Source organism: Pseudomonas kitaguniensis (genome assembly GCF_049199985.1).
GTDB lineage: Bacteria > Pseudomonadota > Gammaproteobacteria > Pseudomonadales > Pseudomonadaceae > Aquipseudomonas > Aquipseudomonas kitaguniensis.
This window is the reverse complement of sequence record NZ_JBLZPT010000007.1, coordinates 17,199-36,262: the sequence shown is the minus strand read 5'-3', so window position 1 is coordinate 36,262 and position 19,064 is coordinate 17,199. Positions and strand designations below refer to the sequence as shown.

General features: G+C 59.9%; 15 protein-coding genes. 9 read left to right on the top strand and 6 right to left on the bottom strand.

Annotated features, from left to right (window positions below):
* Positions 1–5: 5 nt before the first annotated feature.
* From purE to ACOZK9_RS11575, 4 genes are all read right to left on the bottom strand, one after another.
* A complete protein-coding gene (purE, locus tag ACOZK9_RS11590) occupies positions 6–497 on the bottom strand; it encodes a 5-(carboxyamino)imidazole ribonucleotide mutase (protein ID WP_122249677.1) in 492 nt (163 codons plus the stop codon).
* Positions 498–693: 196 nt separating this feature from the next.
* A complete protein-coding gene (locus ACOZK9_RS11585; protein WP_421555876.1) occupies positions 694–1,998 on the bottom strand; it encodes a type II toxin-antitoxin system HipA family toxin in 1,305 nt (434 codons plus the stop codon).
* Entirely contained in the window at positions 1,995–2,369 is a 375-nt protein-coding gene (locus tag ACOZK9_RS11580) for a helix-turn-helix domain-containing protein (protein WP_241679066.1), read from the bottom strand. The genes ACOZK9_RS11585 and ACOZK9_RS11580 overlap by 4 nt, the downstream gene beginning before the upstream one ends.
* 170 nt (positions 2,370–2,539) lie before the next feature.
* A complete protein-coding gene (locus tag ACOZK9_RS11575) occupies positions 2,540–3,478 on the bottom strand; it encodes a LysR substrate-binding domain-containing protein (RefSeq protein WP_058415753.1) in 939 nt (312 codons plus the stop codon).
* Between the two features lie 182 nt (positions 3,479–3,660).
* Here ACOZK9_RS11575 and aspA point away from each other — a divergent pair, with 182 nt between their 5' ends.
* The 4 genes from aspA to ACOZK9_RS11555 all read left to right on the top strand — a co-directional run bounded on the left by aspA (position 3,661) and on the right by ACOZK9_RS11555 (position 12,685).
* Complete coding sequence (aspA, locus tag ACOZK9_RS11570; RefSeq protein ID WP_058415754.1) at positions 3,661–5,085, top strand: aspartate ammonia-lyase; 1,425 nt, start codon at positions 3,661–3,663, stop codon at positions 5,083–5,085.
* A 392-nt stretch (positions 5,086–5,477) separates the two neighbouring features.
* Complete coding sequence (locus ACOZK9_RS11565) at positions 5,478–6,929, top strand: alanine/glycine:cation symporter family protein (protein WP_058415755.1); 1,452 nt, start codon at positions 5,478–5,480, stop codon at positions 6,927–6,929.
* 83 nt (positions 6,930–7,012) lie between these two features.
* Positions 7,013–7,996, top strand: coding sequence for an asparaginase (locus ACOZK9_RS11560; protein WP_122249676.1), 984 nt, complete (start codon positions 7,013–7,015; stop codon positions 7,994–7,996).
* Positions 7,997–8,089: 93 nt separating this feature from the next.
* Complete coding sequence (locus ACOZK9_RS11555; RefSeq protein WP_421555875.1) at positions 8,090–12,685, top strand: hypothetical protein; 4,596 nt, start codon at positions 8,090–8,092, stop codon at positions 12,683–12,685.
* Between the two features lie 7 nt (positions 12,686–12,692).
* On the opposite strand, the gene pdxR is transcribed toward ACOZK9_RS11555, so the two are convergent.
* Complete coding sequence (gene pdxR, locus ACOZK9_RS11550) at positions 12,693–14,240, bottom strand: MocR-like pyridoxine biosynthesis transcription factor PdxR (protein ID WP_421555874.1); 1,548 nt, start codon at positions 14,238–14,240, stop codon at positions 12,693–12,695.
* 102 nt (positions 14,241–14,342) lie between these two features.
* Between pdxR and ACOZK9_RS11545 the strand changes: the two genes are divergently transcribed.
* Genes ACOZK9_RS11545 through ACOZK9_RS11535 form a run of 3 tightly spaced genes read left to right on the top strand, consistent with a single transcriptional unit; the run spans position 14,343 to position 16,106 of the window.
* Positions 14,343–14,981: an FMN-binding negative transcriptional regulator gene (locus ACOZK9_RS11545; protein WP_421555873.1), complete on the top strand. Its 639-nt coding sequence runs from the start codon at positions 14,343–14,345 to the stop codon at positions 14,979–14,981.
* Positions 14,978–15,424, top strand: coding sequence for a GNAT family N-acetyltransferase (locus ACOZK9_RS11540; RefSeq protein WP_122249672.1), 447 nt, complete (start codon positions 14,978–14,980; stop codon positions 15,422–15,424). Before ACOZK9_RS11545 ends, ACOZK9_RS11540 begins: the two co-directional genes overlap by 4 nt.
* 10 nt (positions 15,425–15,434) lie before the next feature.
* Positions 15,435–16,106, top strand: a complete 672-nt coding sequence (locus ACOZK9_RS11535; RefSeq protein WP_122249671.1) for a GNAT family N-acetyltransferase — start codon at positions 15,435–15,437, stop codon at positions 16,104–16,106.
* Between the two features lie 212 nt (positions 16,107–16,318).
* Here ACOZK9_RS11535 and ACOZK9_RS11530 read toward each other — a convergent pair whose 3' ends face one another.
* Positions 16,319–17,221, bottom strand: coding sequence for a homocysteine S-methyltransferase family protein (locus tag ACOZK9_RS11530; protein ID WP_421555872.1), 903 nt, complete (start codon positions 17,219–17,221; stop codon positions 16,319–16,321).
* A gap of 112 nt (positions 17,222–17,333) precedes the next feature.
* On the opposite strand from ACOZK9_RS11530, the gene ACOZK9_RS11525 reads away from it, so the two are divergent.
* Positions 17,334–18,155, top strand: coding sequence for a transporter substrate-binding domain-containing protein (locus ACOZK9_RS11525; protein ID WP_172979595.1), 822 nt, complete (start codon positions 17,334–17,336; stop codon positions 18,153–18,155).
* Positions 18,152–18,982, top strand: a complete 831-nt coding sequence (locus tag ACOZK9_RS11520) for an amino acid ABC transporter permease (RefSeq protein ID WP_152748657.1) — start codon at positions 18,152–18,154, stop codon at positions 18,980–18,982. Before ACOZK9_RS11525 ends, ACOZK9_RS11520 begins: the two co-directional genes overlap by 4 nt.
* The last annotated feature ends 82 nt before the right edge of the window (positions 18,983–19,064 follow it).

The window sequence follows — 19,064 nt, the reverse complement described above, 5'->3', positions numbered from 1 at the left end:
CACCCTCAGGCGATACGTGGGTCTGGGTTTTCCAGCACGCTGTCTGTCTGCTCGGCACGGAATTTCTTCAGCACCGCGTGAAACTGCGGGTGCTTGGCGCCCAGGATGCTGGCGGACAGCAGCGCTGCGTTGATCGCGCCCGCCTTGCCGATCGCCAGCGTGGCCACCGGAATACCGGCCGGCATCTGCACGATGGACAACAGCGAATCCACGCCCGAGAGCATCGACGACTGCACCGGCACGCCCAGCACCGGCAAGTGAGTCTTGGCTGCACACATGCCTGGCAAGTGCGCTGCACCGCCAGCACCGGCGATGATCACCTCGATGCCACGCGATTCTGCTTCATCGGCATACTGGAACAGCAAATCCGGGGTGCGGTGGGCAGAGACCACTTTCACTTCATACGGAATGCCGAGCTTTTCCAGCATATCGGCGGTGTGGCTAAGGGTGGACCAATCGGACTTGGAGCCCATGATCACGCCAACCAATGCACTCATCGTCGTGCCTCTTCTCTCTGGGCGCCCGCAGGCGCGTCAAAAAACAACAAGCCACGCGGGAAATCCGGCGTGGCTTGTTGTACGAATTAAGGCCGGTTGGACCGGCCGAAGGCCGCGCAGTATACCGTAATGCAGCAGATAAACAGCCCCTCGGATGACCATCTGTCTTACGGCGCAAAGTGGCGGTTTTATTGACTCAGAAGTCAGCGATGAGGTCGAGGCGATGGGTCTTGGCAATGGCATCAATCATGGCGGATGAAACACCCGCTGCTGCCGCGATGACAGGCCATTGCGCCACCGCCTCATGCACCTCCCGGATGATCTGCCGGGCCTTGAGCCCCTTGATCTGACGCCCAACACTGAGCAGGTCATCCAGCACAAAGTTGTCGCGCTTGCCGTTAATGCTCATCTGATGGCTATCGACCCAGAAGTTTCCAGGCATATAGGACCATGTCACGTCATAGGCAGGCGACAAGTACCAGGTGCCATCGGTATCCAGCAAAAAGCTGATGTTCTTGGTGTGATCGTCCTGATTTCGAGCAATCACATTGAACACCATCCGCCGAAAAAACTGCTCTGCCTCTCGGCGCCCCAACTTCAACACCCGGAACACGCTCAATGCCTCGGCGTATGAGTATTCCCCGGGTTTTTTATAGTCAGCATGATCCAGCGCACACAACGTCGCGGTATGGATTTTTTCGCCTTCATCGGTGCGGTCAAATCGCCGGGTCATAAAATGGGCGCGCCCACCCTCTTCAAGCAGGCGGCATTCGGTCATTACCACCAAGGCTTGCCTGGCCATGAGGTGGTAGGCATATTCGATCCGGCCAAAGCCTTGGCTGTCGGCAAGCACGTCAGTGTTTTTGGCGACGTCAAATTTGAGCAGCCAGTAGCTGTAGCCCTGCGGCGCTGTCACTTGCCCTGACCGGACGTGCCCTTGGTCGTTGATTGCGATGATTGCCTTCGCCCGCGCACCGCCTGCGCTGGTGCCGACCTGAATCAAGCGCTGCAACGCGGCATCGTCGACAGTGGGATCATTCGACGTCAGCCGGTCCTCCAGACTCTCGCGCCCCGCAAGGACCTCACCGGCCAACTGAACCAGCGCCTCGATCTCGATACTTTCGGCTTCGTTGGCCTCTGTTTTCATCGCTGGGCGGTACTCCAGCGCGCCCATCCCGCGATTGCCCTGATACAGCAACCGATCCACTGGCGTGAAGGCAAGCTTGTCGCGACCTTGCTGGGCTAACCAGGCGTCAATCAGCGCATTACCAAAGTCATCGGGAAGTGAGTCGGCAAAAATCGCAGGCAGTGCGTTATAGGTTTGCCGATTCAGGTTTGAGAACGCATAGGTGTAATCGGCACGGGCAGGCATGTGGATGGGCGAGATTTCCAACCCGGTAGCCACGAACTCGGGAGAAAATTCGAACTCGCCAACCAGCGTTGCCTCGTCCCAATTGAGTGCCCCGACGTACAGGCCCCATAGGTAAATTTGTGCTATCACCAACCGGTGTCCTTCTTGATTGCATCGGGAGCGATAAGCTTTTTCTTGCCCGTTACCGAAGCTTCTGCGGATGGATTCTTGCGGGTGGTGTAAGCGCGCTGGCGTTTTTTCCCGGCCATTTTCGCCATCTGAATCGGGCTGGAACGTACCTCCTCGACAAGAGAGCTCAACCGGTCCAATTCGCCGATCACGCGTAACACCGAAATCAGGTTAAGCAAGGTGCCCTTGCCCGCCATCAGTTGACGTAGCGTCGTGCGGGAAATACCCGCCTCTTCGGCGACGGTTTCCTGATTGATGTTCTTTTTCACCCTCAAGGTTTCAAGGCGCGAGCCAATCGCTTGCGCGATGGCCTGCTCACTCATCGTAGTCATTCGCATGTTGTCCAGCTTCCTGATCGATAGGTGAACTTGCATTCAGTATTGATCAGTATCCCAGCCAATAATCCGGCGACAAACCAATTGCGATAAAGCCAGATTTTTTGGACAGAAACATGATCAAAATATGACTATAGATGGTTTATTGATCAGAAAACTATTCAATTTTATAACTGCCCGGTACCACCGCGCTCAGCCACCGGGTTTTGCGCTGCGCCACCTTCCAGCTTGCGCCACAACAAGCGCACGTTTGCCTTGCGCACCAACGCACAGCGGTACAGGCGAATCTCCAGTGGCACATGCCATTGCGGGCCGCCGCACACCACCAACTCGCCGCGTGCCAATTCGGCGCGCACACTCAGTTGCGGCACCCAGGCGATGCCCAATCCTTCCAACGCCATGCTTTTCAGGCTGTCGGCCATCGCGGTTTCGTACACCGTGGTAAAACGCAGGGCGCGCTGGCGCAGCAGCAAGTTCACCGACCGCCCGAGGAACGCGCCGGCGCTGTAGGCCAACAACGGCACACTGCCCTCGCCTTCCAGGTCGAACAACGGCTTGCCATCGGCATCAGCAGCGCACACCGGCAGCATTTCGGTATTGCCCAGGTGCAGTGACGGGAATATCTCCGGGTCCATTTGCAGTGCGGCGTCCGGGTCGTAGAACGCCAGCATCAAGTCACAGCCGCCTTCGCGCAGGGCGTGCACCGCGTCGCCGACGTTGGTGGCGACCAGCCGCGTGGCGATGTTCAAGCCTTCGTTGCGCAATTGCGCGATCCAGCGCGGGAAAAAGCCCAACGCCAGGGAATGCGCGGCCGCCACTTGCATGACTTCGCCCTGCCCGCTTTCCAGATGGTGCAAATGGCGCAGCACTTCACCGAGCTGTTCAACCACTGTTCGCGCGGTCACCAGAAACAACTGCCCGGCGGCCGTCAGCTCAACCGGTGTGCGCGAGCGGTTCACCAGCGTCAGGCCCAGCGCGGCTTCAAGGCTGCGGATACGTCGGCTGAAGGCCGGCTGAGTGACAAAGCGTCGCTCCGCGGCCTGGGAAAAACTGCGCGTCGCCGCCAGGGCGCTGAAGTCTTCCAGCCATTTGCTCTCAAGGTTCATTACTGCCTCCCGTGGGCACGCACCAATTTGGTACACACGCCCGCCATGATAACCGGGTCACACCTACATTATGCCGTTTGTGCATAGGCCAGTGCTGAACAGCATTGGCCCAAAACTTCCCACAAGCCTAGCATTCGCAGCGTTCCGGCCAGTTCCGGGTCCTTATCGAGATGATTTCCGTCATGTCCTCCGCTGCATCATTCCGCACAGAAAAAGACCTGCTTGGCGTACTCGAAGTACCTGCTCAAGCGTATTACGGCATCCAGACCCTGCGAGCGGTGAATAACTTCCGCCTCTCGGGCGTTCCGATTTCGCATTACCCTAAATTGGTGGTCGGCCTGGCAATGGTCAAGCAAGCGGCCGCTGATGCCAACCGCGAGTTGGGCCAGCTCAGCGAAGCCAAGCACGCTGCCATCAGCGAAGCCTGTGCACGCCTGATCCGCGGCGATTTCCACGAAGAGTTCGTGGTGGACATGATTCAAGGCGGCGCCGGCACTTCAACCAACATGAATGCCAACGAAGTCATCGCCAACATCGCGTTGGAGGCCATGGGCCACAACAAGGGCGAATACCAGTACCTGCACCCTAATAACGACGTAAACATGGCGCAGTCGACCAATGACGCTTACCCGACCGCGATCCGTTTGGGTCTGCTGCTCGGTCATGATGCGCTGTTGGCCAGCCTCGACAGCCTGATCCAGGCATTCGCCGCCAAAGGCGTCGAATTCAGCCACGTACTGAAAATGGGCCGCACCCAACTGCAAGACGCCGTGCCGATGACCCTCGGCCAGGAGTTCCGCGCCTTCGCCACCACCCTCGGTGAAGACCTGGCTCGCCTGAAAACCCTCGCGCCAGAGCTGCTCACCGAAGTAAACCTGGGCGGCACCGCCATCGGTACAGGCATCAACGCCGACCCGCGTTACCAGGCCCTGGCCGTACAGCGCCTGGCCCTGATCAGCGGCCAGCCGCTGGTGCCGGCGGCTGACTTGATCGAAGCGACCTCTGACATGGGCGCCTTTGTACTGTTCTCCGGCATGCTCAAGCGTACCGCGGTAAAACTCTCGAAAATCTGCAACGACCTGCGCCTGCTGTCCAGCGGCCCACGCACCGGCATCAATGAAATCAACCTGCCGGCGCGCCAACCGGGCAGCTCGATCATGCCCGGCAAGGTCAACCCGGTTATCCCGGAAGCCGTCAACCAGGTGGCTTTCCAGATCATCGGTAACGATTTGGCACTGACCATCGCGGCCGAAGGCGGCCAACTGCAACTGAACGTGATGGAGCCGCTGATCGCCTACAAGATCTTCGACTCGATCCGCCTGCTGCAACGCGCCATGGACATGCTGCGCGAGCATTGCATTGTCGGCATCACCGCCAACGAAGCGCGTTGCCGTGAACTGGTGGAGCACTCCATCGGCCTGGTGACCGCACTGAACCCCTACATCGGCTATGAAAACGCCACCCGCATTGCGCGTATCGCCCTCGAAAGCGGCCGCGGCGTGCTGGAACTGGTGCGCGAAGAAGGCTTGCTCGACGACGCTATGCTCGATGACATCCTGCGCCCCGAAAACATGATTGCGCCACGCTTGGTCCCGTTGAAGGCCTAAGCGTTTGTTGCACCGCTCACCAGGTTGAGGGACTAGACACCTCTCACCTTTTGAGGGCCTGAAGGCTCACTCTTCAGGCCCTTTTTTTTGCCTCAGGGTTGTGAAATGAAGCCTATAAAAAATCCAATATCGCAGCGTAAACCCTCCTTGCCCCCAATAGCTTGGCTGAAACCTTTAATCGCCCCGTGCAGACGGATCCCGCTTGCGTAGGTATAGTGCCGACCCTCTTCGCGTCTGTGGCCGTCGGTAACGAGGCCCGGGTAACCGCGAAAGCGCATGAATAACAACACCCGCAAAAGGATTGGGGTCGAACCGTCGCGCACTGCCTGGTGCTATGCGAAGGGTTGAACCGTCCTGCGTTTGCCATTAGAAAAATCAGCGAGGAACACTCCATGCTCGAAGTCATCAACGACTTCCTCTCAGGGAAAGTACTGATCGTGCTCATTGTAGGGCTCGGCGGTTATTTCACGATCCGTTCGCGTTTCGTGCAGTTGCGTCACTTTTTCCACATGTTCTCGGTATTTCGCGACAGCCTGAAGAGCAGCTCCGGTCAACTCAGCTCGTTCCAGGCGCTGATGCTCAGCCTGGCCGGCCGCGTAGGTGCCGGTAATATCGCAGGTGTCGGCATTGCCGTGACCCTGGGTGGCCCCGGCGCCGTGTTCTGGATGTGGGTCACCGCGCTGGTGGGCATGTCTTCGAGCTTTATCGAATGCTCACTCGGCCAGCTGTACAAACGTACCGACGCAGACGGCGCCTACCGTGGCGGCCCGGCTTACTACATTCAGCACGGCCTGCAAAAACGCTGGCTGGGCATGGTCATGGCGTTCCTGTTGCTGGTGACCTTCGGGTTTGCCTTCAACGGCCTGCAAGCCCACGCCGTGACCCACTCGCTGAACAACGCTTTCGGTCTGGACACCACCTACACCGGCCTGGCCTTGGCGGTGTTGCTGGGCCTGGTGTTCATCGGCGGGATCAAGCGCATTGCCTCGATCGCCGACTTGCTGGTGCCGGTCAAGACCCTGGTTTACATCGCCGTGACCCTGTACGTGATCGTGCTGCAATTTGACCACGTACCGGCCATGCTCGCGACCATCGTCAGGAGTGCTTTTGGCCTCGACCAAGCCTTCGGTGGCCTGGTGGGCAGCGCCATCATCATGGGCGTTAAGCGCGGCGTGTTCGCCAACGAAGCCGGTTTGGGCAGCGCACCTAACGTGGCAGCGGTGGCTTCGGTAGAGCACCCGATCGCCCAAGGCGTGGTGCAAGCGTTCAGCGTGTTCCTCGACACCTTCGTAATCTGCACCTGCACTGCGTTGCTGATCCTGCTCTCCGGCTTCTATACCCCGGGCTTTGAAGGCGACGGCATTGCCCTGACCCAGAACTCCCTGGCGGCGGTGGTAGGTGACTGGGGCCGGATGTTCATCTCGGTGGCCCTGGCGTTGTTCGTGTTTACCTCGATCATGTACAACTACTACCTCGGCGAGAGCAACCTGCGCTTTCTGGTCGGCAACAACCGCAAGGTGCTGATGGGCTATCGCGCGCTGGTACTGGTATTGATTTTCTGGGGTTCGATCGAGAACCTGGGCACCGTGTTTGCCTTCGCCGACATCACCATGACCTTGCTCGCGTTCGTTAACCTGTTCGCCCTGGCGTTCCTGTTCAAGATCGCCATGCGCGTACTGGACGACTACGACAACCAGCGCGCTGCGGGCATCAAGACGCCGGTGTTCGATTCCAGCCAGTTCCCAGACCTGGACCTGGACCGTACCGCGTGGCCAGCTAACCCGGCAAAGCCGCAAACCGGCACCCAAGCGTCGGCTGAATCGGTCGCTCCAGCGCAACGCTGAGCGCAGTAAGCCTAGATAGATGACACGCCGCCCGGCCTTGGGCATGCTCTGGGCCCGGCGGCGTTTTTCGTTCAGGAGATTGTATGCAACCAGCTAATAACGTCATGGTGCTGTACACAGGCGGCACCATCGGCATGCAGGCCAGCGCCAACGGCCTGGCGCCTGCGTCGGGTTTCGAAGCGCGCATGCGCGAACAGCTTGCCACGCTGCCAGTACCGGCTTGGCGCTTTCGGGAAATGGCGCCACTGATCGACAGCGCCAACATGACGCCCGCTTACTGGCAGCGCCTGCGGGTTGCCGTGATCGAGGCCGTGGACGCGGGGTGCGACGCGGTGTTGATCCTGCACGGCACCGACACCCTGGCCTACAGCGCGGCGGCCATGAGCTTTCAACTGCTCGGCCTGCCGGCGCCGGTGCTGTTCACCGGCTCCATGTTGCCCGCCGGCGTGCCCGACAGCGATGCCTGGGAAAACGTCAGCGGCGCGCTGCAAGCATTGGGCGAAGGCCAGCCATCGGGCGTGCAACTTTACTTCCACGGCGCGCTGATGGCGCCGACGCGTTGCGCGAAAATCCGCAGCTTTGGTCGCCATCCATTCGCGGCGCTGCAGCGCAATAGCGGCGCGGCCAAGGCCGACTCACCTCCCGCCGCCCTGGATTACCGCCAGCCCAAGGCCTTGGCCAACGTCGGCGTGTTGCCGCTGGTGCCTGGCATCGCCGCCGGGCTGTTGGATGCGCTGATCGACAGCGGCATTCAGGCGCTGGTCCTCGAATGTTTTGGCAGCGGCACGGGGCCAAGCGACAACCCTGAGTTTCTCGCCGGCCTGCAGCGCGCTCGGGATAAAGGGATTGTGGTGGTGGCAATCACTCAATGCCATGAAGGCGGCGTGGAACTGGATGTGTACGAAGCCGGCAGCCGTTTGCGCGGCGTGGGCGTGTTGTCCGGTGGCGGCATGACCCGCGAGGCGGCGTTCGGCAAGCTCCACGCGTTGATCGGCGCAGGTCTTGCGACGGACGAAATCCGCCGCTTGGTAGAGCTGGACCTGGGTACGCAATCGCACCCTAGATAAGTACCTCCCTCCCCGTCTTGCTGCTTTCTAGCATGGAAACCCCGAGCGTTAACCTCGGGTTGTTCCCATCAAACGGCAAGACAGGGATGCACCATGACCACTCCAAGCACCACCGCGCAGGATGCAGAACCCGAAGATCTCACGCAGAAGCTGATCACCCAGCTATGTGTCGGCCCCTCAATAACAGAGGTAGCCGGCGAACTGCTGCGCGAAGCGTTAGACGCACAGTATCCAGACCTGCATATCAACCCGGATACCACACTGTTGGGCACGCCGGTCTGGAAGTTAGTCGACGACAAGATCATCTCTGCCCCCCCGTACTATCAGACCCTCAGCGCCCTACTGGCCAGGCAGGCCGTGCTGAAAGTGCCGACGCTGTGCATTGAGGGCGAACACTTTCTGACCCGACTCCCGCTGACCGAGCCTGCGGTTAACGTGTCGGTACGCATTGTTGAAGTCGCCGACACGATCAACATTTTGGCGCCAGCCCTGTTCCCGTCGTTCAAGGAACAACTGGTGGACTTCTGGAACAACAGCAACGGTAGCGGCCCTCGCTGGCACGAACTTTCCAACACGCTGCGCAAAGCCTGGAATGTGCACCAGGTGGATGAGTGGAGCGATGAAGACTGCACATTGGCGCGCAGCTTGTACCACTCGCCCGACCCGGCGAATCGACAGCCCAACGACCCACTGCGGTCTCGTGCATGCCTGATCGACGTTGACCTTGTAAGCGGCACCAAGGTCACCCACACCCAACAGGTATTTATCGCCGTGCTGATAGGGCAGTCCGAGGGTAAAACCGTCATCCTTTGCCACTCACTCGACGGGTATAAAAAATTCGCCACGCAGGATCAACTCGGCGAGTACCTGACGACGCTGGTTTACCAGCCAACACCCTATGACCGCCTGCAGTGGCAACTGTACGAGCCCGCCGGGGATTTTTTCGAGCACTTGGCTTGCTCGCTGGTCATGCTGCAAATAGACGCGCTGACCACCACCTCCGGTGGCACGTCGGCGATGCCGAGCACTGCCCCATTGAGCGTATTGGCCGGCACGCCCGGACAGGTCACAGCCAAAGGACCGGACCTTGCCTGGTATCAGCAATCGTTACCGGACTGGCTCGCCCGGGCGTCCACGTCGGACCGGGCGTTTTATTCGCGGCACCTCAAAGACCTGGCCGCACTGAACAGCCTGAACACGGGGAAAACCTACCAGGACGACATCCCGTCTATCCAACAGTACGCTCAGGACACACTCAAGGCGCAGATCATCAAAGACCACCCCGTCGCTGCGAACCTGCGCCTGGACACCCTGACCATCAAGGTCGAAAGCCAGGTTGTGTGGGGCATATTCACGGTGCCGGGGCAGGTCGAAACCAGCACCTTCAGCCTCGCCGAATTGGCGCTGCAAAACCTGATCGCATTGCCCATCGGCAACCAAAGCCTGCGAATGCAGGTGCGCAAGGCCCTGCCTGCGTGGCTGACCGTCGCTTACGTGAAAAAGCTCATTGCCCAAGTCGATATCGGCACCACCTACCCCGCGCTGATACGCAGCAAATTGATAGACGACGCTGCCGAGTCGGCGCGGCGCAAAACCTTGTACATCCAACACTTGCGCATCCAACTGCCGCTGCTGGCGTTGCAATGCAAAATCCGCCAAGAGGCGGGGATTGACGAGCGCGGCTACCGCTACGTGGCAGCCGTGATGCAAGCCGACAGCAGCGACCGTTATGTTGACGGGCAAGCCATTGTCATCCGGCATTTGGCCTTCGTGCCCAAACGCCGCAAGACCAATGAGCAGGACGTGGTGAACAACATGTATGTCATCGGCCCGCAAAATGCCGAAGCCGGCCCCTGCCTGTTGTATCGCCCGCTGTTCGAGCCGGCGCTGATTCAATACCCCTCACAGGCAAACCTGTTGTACGCCATCGCACAGTCTCGCGATCTACGCAATTCGGTGGTCGCCTGGCTGCCGGATTCAGCGCGCCCTGATTATGCCAACTATGTGTTTCCTGGCGACCTGCCCTCACCTTGGGCCGTGGCCGACCTTCTGGTGGAACCTGACAAGCTCTGGACCTTCACCGGCCCCATGAGCCTTGGCCAACAAGCCCTCAACGGCAATCAGTTCAGCACGTTGTTTGATGCGAACGCCAAGGCACTGGTCGAGCTGGCGGACCGCCAATCGGTCTCCAATGCCGAAAACCGCTGGGCAACGCTCAAGCAGGCCGGTTGGTTGATCTTCAATTCAGCCTTGCCCTTTATGGGCCGTATCGCCGGTACCGGTGCGTGGATCTGGCAGATCGTCGATCAAGTGCAAACACTGGTCGAGGCGCATCAACACGACGAGCAACAGGCCCAGTGGTCGGCGCTGACCGATGTATTGCTCAACCTGGGTATGGCCATCACCTTGCATATCGCGACCCGCGCGCACCCAGACGCGACCTCTGCCAAGGTCGAGCCACACACACCGCGTCTCCCTGCCAAGCAGCCGGTTACCGTGGAGCAATTGCCTACGCGCACCACAGAACAGGTGCCTGCCGGTCACGAACTGGCACTGAACACCAGCGGCGCGATCACGCGCACGGCCAGCAGCCTGGCGACCTTGCTGGACAGTTTTACCACCGACAAACCCGCTGAGCTGCCTGCAGCCATCACCGTGGAAGGCAGTGCGTACCGACACCTTTATCTGCTTGAAAAGCACTACTACGCCGCAGTGGGCACACGCTGGTTTGAAGTGACGCTGGACGGCGACGAGACCCTCGTCATCGTCGACCCCAAGCAGCCCAACCGCAGAGGGCCGCCGCTGATTCACAGCGCGAAGGGTGAGTGGTTCATCGACACCCGGTTACGCCTGCGCGGTGGCGGCCGCAAAAGCACACAGAAAAGCGCCTTGGAGAAGGCAAAAGCCAAATCCATTGAGCTGCGTACAAAATTGGCGGCATTCGAAGACGCCAAAACAGTTGCACAACGCGAACTGCAACAAGCCCACGACGCCATGACCGATGCGCCCGGCACTTCGGCACAGGCCAAACGCCAGGCCTACCTGGGTAAACTCGACAGCCAACGTTCAGACTACGAAAAGGCACGACAACAGCTGATGACCTTGCATGTCTTTACCCCGGTCGCTGACTTTCAGAAAAAAGCGCTGGGTTATGTGAAGGCTCAAATGGAGCTCAATGAGGAAGGCCTCAGAGAGCTGCAAACCACGTTCACCCCGCAACTCAATACGGTCCTTGACCAGCTCGAAACCCCGGAGGCGTCAACTCAGGCAAGCCGCGTGGTGGACGCGCGATTAGTCAGTGACATGAGTGACGACATCATAGAACGCCTGGATTACGCGCAATCGCGCTTCACTGAGTTACGGCCACTGGCTCGTCAAGGCTTGCACATGATTCAGAGCAGCAAAAGCCGGCTGCCCACTTACACCAGCGACGACCTGCGAGCCTTGCAAGTGACGCTGGCGCGAAATCTATGCCTGCAACCGCACTCCATCACCACTGAACCTGCGGCCTGGACCCTGATCAGCGAGATTGTCGATGGCGCAGACCTTGCCGTGCAGACCCTGCGTGACGCCCTGCAAGAGCGTAGCGAAGCACGTTTGGACGAACGCATTGAAACGTTGAGCAGCCTGGTCGAGCAGTTTCAATTCATTGACGAGCGCCTGCAGGACTTTCCCGAGGACTATTCCGAACAAACCCTGACCGCGCCGGTTGGAAACCTGCGTGAAATGCTGCGCGGCTTCGCTGATCGGGCCATCGCCGAACTTGCGCCTCTGCACGTTCAGCAAGAGCACCGGCGCATCCGCCCTACACCGCCGCCTACACCGCCAAGGGCGGTGAAAAAGTTTATCCACACACGTTTCAACGGCGTGTTGATTGGCGAACCGCGCTTGACCTCAACGGGCCTCGAAACCGATCTTGTCGACATCAAGTCACCGCTGACCCATAAAACCCTGGCCACCTTTCATGAAAAAACCTCAGGTGTCTGGGTCGAGCACATTAAGGGGCCCACCACACCTGCACCGGCCACGCCCACGATTGAAACCAGCCTGGCTAACGGCCAGGCGTTATTGGCCCAACTCACTACGTTTCAGGCGCGCGCCGATGAGCAAATAAACAAACCCTCGCGCACACCCATCGGCATCGAACACATGTTTCATCAACATGCCCAAGTGCTGGAGAAGGCCGGTCAGGCCATCGAAGATGCACTGACCCAAGCCAATGTTACCGAAAGCCACCAGCCATCGGCGGCCACCCTGCGCAAACAACTCGACACCGCAGCCCAAGCGCTTTACCAGCAGGCTAATCAGCAAGTGCAGAGGATGATCATGCAACGGGCGCCCACCCTTTCGGGTGTTGAATGGCTGAAGAACAACAACGTCATCACTATCAAAAAAACCGTCAAGCGGCGCCGACTCAAAGGTGCCACCAAGGATTATCTGGATGAGTACACCATCACCGATGAGACCACCCGCACGACACTCTGGTATGCCCATTTTCATTACTCAAACGCAAGCGCACCGGCCGATAGATTTCTAGCCGCACGCTTGAAAACCCCACAAGAACACGCGCGTGGCATGGCGTCGGATGATCTTCATGGGCTCAACGCAGAACAACGGGTCGCGTTCTACCGCAGCACCATCAATCTGACGCAGGCCAGGCGATTGTTTTTTCGGGCGCAGACCGATTAACCCACGCTCAAGAATGGCCAGAACCCCATGCCTGGCGTAATCGCGCCAGGGCTTGGGCGATGTCCGCTTCGGGCACGGCGGCGAAACCCAGCACCAGCCCGGCACGCTGATCGACAGGCGTGCCGGACTGCGCCAGCCAGTAGCTGCTCAAGCCATTGACCTCGACGCCTGCCGCATGGGCCTGCGCCAGCAATTGCTGTTCGCGCGCCAGGCTGCTCACGCGCACTGTCACGTGCAGCCCCGCCGCAACGCTGGGCAGTTCGCCCACGCCAGGCAGGCCAGCGGGCCAACCGGCAAGCAAGGCATTGCGCCGGCTTGATGCGGCACGGCGCATACGCCGGATATGCCGCTGGAAATGCCCCGCGGCCATAAATTCGGCCATCACCGCTTGGGTACTGACTTCGGAATGGCGCATGTCGACGGCGCGGCGCCGGGTGAACGCGTCGACCAAACCCTGTGGCAATACCAGGTAACCCAGGCGCAAGGCCGGGAACGCCACCTTGCCGAAGGTGCCGACGTACAGCACTCGCCCGCTGTGGTCGAGCGCCGCCAACGGCGACAGGGGCGCGCCGCTGTAGCGGTACTCGCCGTCGTAATCGTCCTCGATGATCCAGCCGCCCGTACGTGCAGCCCAAGCCAGCAGTTCCAGGCGCCGCGCCAGGCTCATCACCACACCCAACGGGTACTGGTGGGAAGGCGTGACATAGGCCAGCCGGCAATCAGCGAGGGTGTTCAGCACTTGGCAATCAATGCCTTCGGCGTCCACCGGCACACCGTGCAATTGCCCACCCGCCACGGCGAACGCATGGCCTGCCGCGCGATAGCCAGGATTCTCCACCGCCACCGCGTCCCCAGGCTCTACCAGCAACTGTGCACAAAGGCTTATCGCTTGCTGTGCACCACTGGTGATCACTATTTGCTCAGCGGTGCACTGCATGCCCCGCGAGCTGAGCAAATAAGCGGCGATCAAACCGCGCAGCCGAGCGTGGCCTGCCGGGTCGCCGTAACACAACTGCGCAAGGTCCGGCTTACGCCAGAACGCCCCGTTCAGCTTGGCCCATGTCTCAAACGGGAACAGATCGAACGCCGGCACGCCCACACGAAATGCTCGAGGCGGCCCCGCAGGAGGCTGGGATAAGTGGTTATTTTTGACCCGCGCCAGCGCGGCGCTGTGGATAACTTTTTCGCTCGGTTTTATCGGTAAATCCGACCAATTTGTGGATAAGGCTGGGGATAAGCCTGTTGAAAACCCTGTGGATACTTTTGTGGATAGTTTTTTTGGCGTGGGTAATTGAGCGACATAAGTGCCATCACCGACCCGGCTCTCAATAAACCCTTCTGCATACAGCTGATCGTAGGCACGCACCACGCTATTGCGCGAGATCGACAGCGAAGCCGCCAAATCGCGGCTGGCGGGCAACCGCGTACCGCTGACCAGACGCCCATCGAGTACTCGCTGGCGCAGGGCTTGATACAACTGGCGTGTCAGCCCCTGGCGGCGATCCAATTCAATACCGGCGGGGTTGAATGACAGCGGTGGCGCAACGGCTGACATGGCGCGAACTCCAGGATTGGACCTATAAAATTGGCCATAGATGGCTCTTACAACGAACCATTAGCCTGCCTAGGATGCACGCATTCGCCAAGGAAAATTTCCATGTACACACCCCGCGCCTTTGCCCTGGACGATTTGCCCGAACTGCAGCAACTGATCCAGCACACTCGCTTGGCGGAGTGCGTGACGGTGGGTGAGCACGGCTTGCAAGCCAGCCACCTGCCGCTGCTGCTCATCCCCGATGAAGGCCCCAACGGCACGTTGTACGGGCACATGGCCAAAGCCAACCCGCAGTGGCACGACCTGCAAAATGGCCGCGAAGCATTGGTGATCTTCGCCGGCGCCGAGGCCTACATCAGCCCGGCGTTCTACCCGGCCAAGGCCGAGCACGGCAAAGTGGTGCCGACGTGGAATTACATCGCGGTGCATGTTTACGGCAAGGCCCAGGTGTTTACCGACGCCGAGCGCCTGCTTGCGGTGGTCAGCGCTCTCACCGACCGCCACGAAGGCGGCCGCGCACAGCCGTGGACAGTCAGCGACGCCCCGGCCGACTACATTGACGGCATGCTCAAGGCCATCGTCGGCTTCGCACTGCCCATCGAACGCTTGATCGGCAAGTGCAAACTCAGCCAGAACCGCAGCCCGGCCGACATCGCCGGGGTGCGTGAAGGCTTGGCCGCAAGCACTGATCTGCGCGACCAAACCCTCGCCCGCGTTATGCCTCAAGGCGTTTCAAAATGAGCCCGATCGACATCCGCCAGGTGACTGCCGCCGACCACGCCGCCTGGCTGCCGTTGTGGCAAGCGTATTTGACGTTCTACAACACCGAACTGCCGGACGCCGTCAGCCAAAGCACCTGGCAACGCCTGATCGATGCCAACGAGCCGACCCATTCGGCGCTGGCCTGGCAAGACGGCAAGGCGGTGGGCATGGTCAATTTTATCTACCACCGCTCCAACTGGAGCATCGAGAATTCCTGCTACTTGCAGGACCTGCTGGTGGACCCGGCCCAACGCGGTACCGGTGTCGGCCGCAAGCTGATCGAGTTTGTCTACACCACCGCCAAAGCCGATGGGTGCTGTAAGGTCCACTGGTTGACCCACGAAACCAACGCCACCGCGATCCAGCTGTACGAGCGTATTGCCGAACGTCCCGGCTTTATCCAATTTCGCAAAGGTCTTTAAGGAGCACAGCATGCCCACCTCTCTCGCCGACTGGAAAGGCGCTCCGGCGCCCAGCGTTGAACTGCTCGAAGGGCGTTTTATCCGCCTCGAAAAACTTGACCCGGCGCGCCACGCCGATGGCCTGTGGCAAGCCCTCGAAGGCCCCGGCGCAGACCCAAAGCTGTGGGATTATTTGCCCTATGGCCCATTTGCCGGGCGCAGCGCGTTCGATGCATGGCTTAACAACCATGCACAGCACAACGAGCCGTATTTCTTCAGTGTTATCGACCGCGCCAGCGGTGACGTACAAGGCATCCTCAGCCTGATGTCCATCGTCCCCGCCCACGGCCGCATCGAAATCGGCCACGTCACCTTCGGCGCGCCGATGCAGCGCTCGCCGAAAAGCACCGAGGCAGTGTACCTGCTGGCCAAATATGCCTTCGAGCTGGGCTACCGTCGACTGGAGTGGAAGTGCAACAACGCTAACGCGCGCTCCAAGTACGCGGCGGAGCGCTTGGGGTTCAGTTTTGAAGGCGTGTTCCGCCAGCACATGGTCGTAAAGGGCCAGAGCCGCGATACCGCCTGGTATTCGATCATCGATTCAGAGTGGCCAAAGGTCGGCGCGGGGTTTGAGCAATGGCTGTCAGCCGCGAACCTGAGCGGTTCGACGCAATTGAAAAGCCTGGCAGAGTGCCGCGGCTGAATCGCCCACACGGCAAAAACAACGGTGGGCGGGCTTGCTCGCGATTGCGGTGTGTCAGATAAGTTTCTTCAACTGACACACCGTAATCGCGAGCAAGCCCGCTCCCACAGAAAGCAAATCTGCTGTGTATCCAACACTTGCTTTTTGATCTTTGTGATCTTGATCTGAGAAGCGCCCGTCAAACCACGATGGCGGGCGCTCTCAGGATTGGCTCAACCCCCCAGCTTTTGCGCCAGCACTGCAATGTGCTCCGGCCCGATCCCGCAGCAACCGCCCAGATGGCTGGCACCGCGTGCCTGCCAATCAGCGGCCCAGTGCAGGTAGCCTGGCGGGTCGAGATCGTCGCGCAAAGGGTCGAGGCCGTCGTTGGCAGTGGCCTCTTCAGGTTGCGGCGGGAACGCATTCGCGTAGGCGCCGATGTGAATCGTAACGCCCAGGCGTTCGAAGGTTTGGCGGGCCGCATCAATGGCGCTGCCAATCACTTCGGGTTGGCTGCAGTTGAACAACAACACTTGCACGCCCATCTGCGCAGCCGCTTCGGCCGCATCAGCCACCGGCTCGCCGGAGCGCAGGCGCGGCACCTCGTCGGTGTCTTCATCCTTCAAGGTAAATGACAGCCAGAACGGTTTGCCGTCTTGTGGCAAGCCCGCATGGATGGCTCGCGCCTCGACGATTGAACTCTGCGTTTCCGCCAGCCACAGGTCCACATGCGGGGCCAGGCCTTGTACCAATGGCGTCAGCAGTTCAGTCACGCGCCCAGCCACAAACAAGTCGGGCCGGTAAGAGCCAAACAGCGGCGGCAACGAACCGGCTACGCGCACCGCTTTGCCTGAAGCCTGCACCGCACGCCGCGCCAATTCACCGGCCAGTGCGGCCAGCGCCTGGCCCTCGGCAGCAAACCGCGCTTCGCCAATATGAAACGGCACGACGGCGTAGCTGTTGCTGGTGATCACCGTGGCGCCGCTCTGAATATACGCCGCGTGCACCGCTTCTACCGCCTGTGGCGCTTCACTCAAGGCCAATGCTGACCAATCCGGCTGGCGGAATGGCGCGCCACGACGTTGCAGTTCACGGCCCATGCCGCCATCGAGAATTACTGTGGTTGCTGCGGCCATATGCTGTTTACTCATAAGCTTATGAAAATAACTCACTATGAGAGTCGTTCTTATAACTATTTAATACGTTCAATTCCGCTCATATCAACTGTTTTTTATAAAGGTGTCACCTGTGAAACTTAAACCGCTGCTGGCCTTGGGCCTGACGTTACTGGCTGCTTCCACCCAAGCCTTCGGCGGCGCAACACTCGACCGGGTTGAGCAAAAGAAAGAGTTGGTTGGTGTGCTGATGGAAAGCTACCCGCCGTTCTCGTTCCTTAACGAGCAGAACCAGCTCGACGGCTTTGACGTCGACGTGGCCAAGGCGGTCGCACAAAAACTGGGGGTGAAACTGCGCCTGGAAACACCGTCGTGGGACGTGATCGCCGCCGGCCGCTGGAGCGGGCGCTACGACATTTGCATCTGCTCGATGACGCCGAGCAAAGCGCGCGCCGAGGTGTTTGATTTCCCGGTGGAGTACTACGCCTCGCCTGCGGTGATCGTGGTCAACGCCAAGGATGACCGCATCCACAGCGCCAAGGACCTGAGCGGCAAAAAAGTCGGGCTCACCAGTGCGTCCAGCTATGAAAGCTACCTGAACAAAAACCTGGTGATCGAAGGCGCCGAAGACACGCACCTGGAGTACCCGTTCGACGACGTGCAAATCGCCCCGTATGACACCGATAACGTCGCCTTCCAGGACCTCGGGCTCGGCGCCGGCGTGCGCCTGGACGCGATTTTGACCAACCTGGTGACCGCGCAACCGCGCCTGAATCAAGACCAGCGCTTCAAGCTTGCCGGCGAGCCGCTGTACTCGGAACCCAACTCGGTGGCGATCGAAAAAGGCGACCCGCAGTGGGACGCCAAAGTGCGTGAAGTGTTTGCCCAGCTCAAACAGGACGGCACCCTAAGCCTGCTCTCGCAAAAATGGATCGGCGCCGACATCAGCCAATGACAGCGTTCCCAACTCCTCCAAAGCCTGCCGTCAGCGATTCCCGTGTGAAGCGACTGTTCGGCTTTCGCACGCGGCTCTATCTCACCTGGGCCGCGTTGTTCTGCCTGTTCGCCAGCTTCTTCCTGAGCTTTGACCTGAAGTTTTCGATCATCCTCGACAAGCTACCCAACCTTGTGGGTGTGCACTTGGCGCCCAATGGCTTTTTGCAAGGCGCGGCACTCACCGTGTTTGTGTGCCTGTGCTCGATTGTGGTGTCGTCGGTACTCGGGTTTATCACCGCGTTGGGGCGCGTGTCGAAAAGCGCCGTGGCCTTTGGCATTGCCAGTTTTTACGCGTCATTCTTTCGTGGCACGCCGCTGCTGATCCAGATTCTGCTGATTTACCTCGGCCTGCCGCAACTGGGCCTGGTACCGGGCGCCATCGTCGCGGGGATCATTGCGCTGTCGCTGAACTACGGCGCTTACCTGAGCGAGATCTTCCGCGCCGGCATCCTCGGCGTGCCTCACGGCCAACGCGAAGCGGCGCTGGCACTGGGCATGCGCGACGGCGCGATTTTCTGGCACGTCACCCTGCCCCAAGCCATGCGCACCATCATCCCGCCCGCCACTAACCAGTTCATCTCGATGCTCAAAGACTCGTCGCTGATCTCGGTGATGGGCGTGTGGGAGGTGATGTTCCTGGCGCAATCGTATGGGCGTTCGAGCTATCGCTATATCGAGATGCTGACCACGGCGGCGATCATTTACTGGGTAATGTCGCTGGGTCTGGAGCTGATCCAGGCCCGCATGGAGCGCCATTACGGCAAAGGCTATGAACGGCGCGGGTGAGTTTTAATTCGCTCGGCACTAGAGACAACTCCTGCAGATCAGGGGTCGTTAGCCTGACAGTTAACGCCCCGCCACTTCGCTA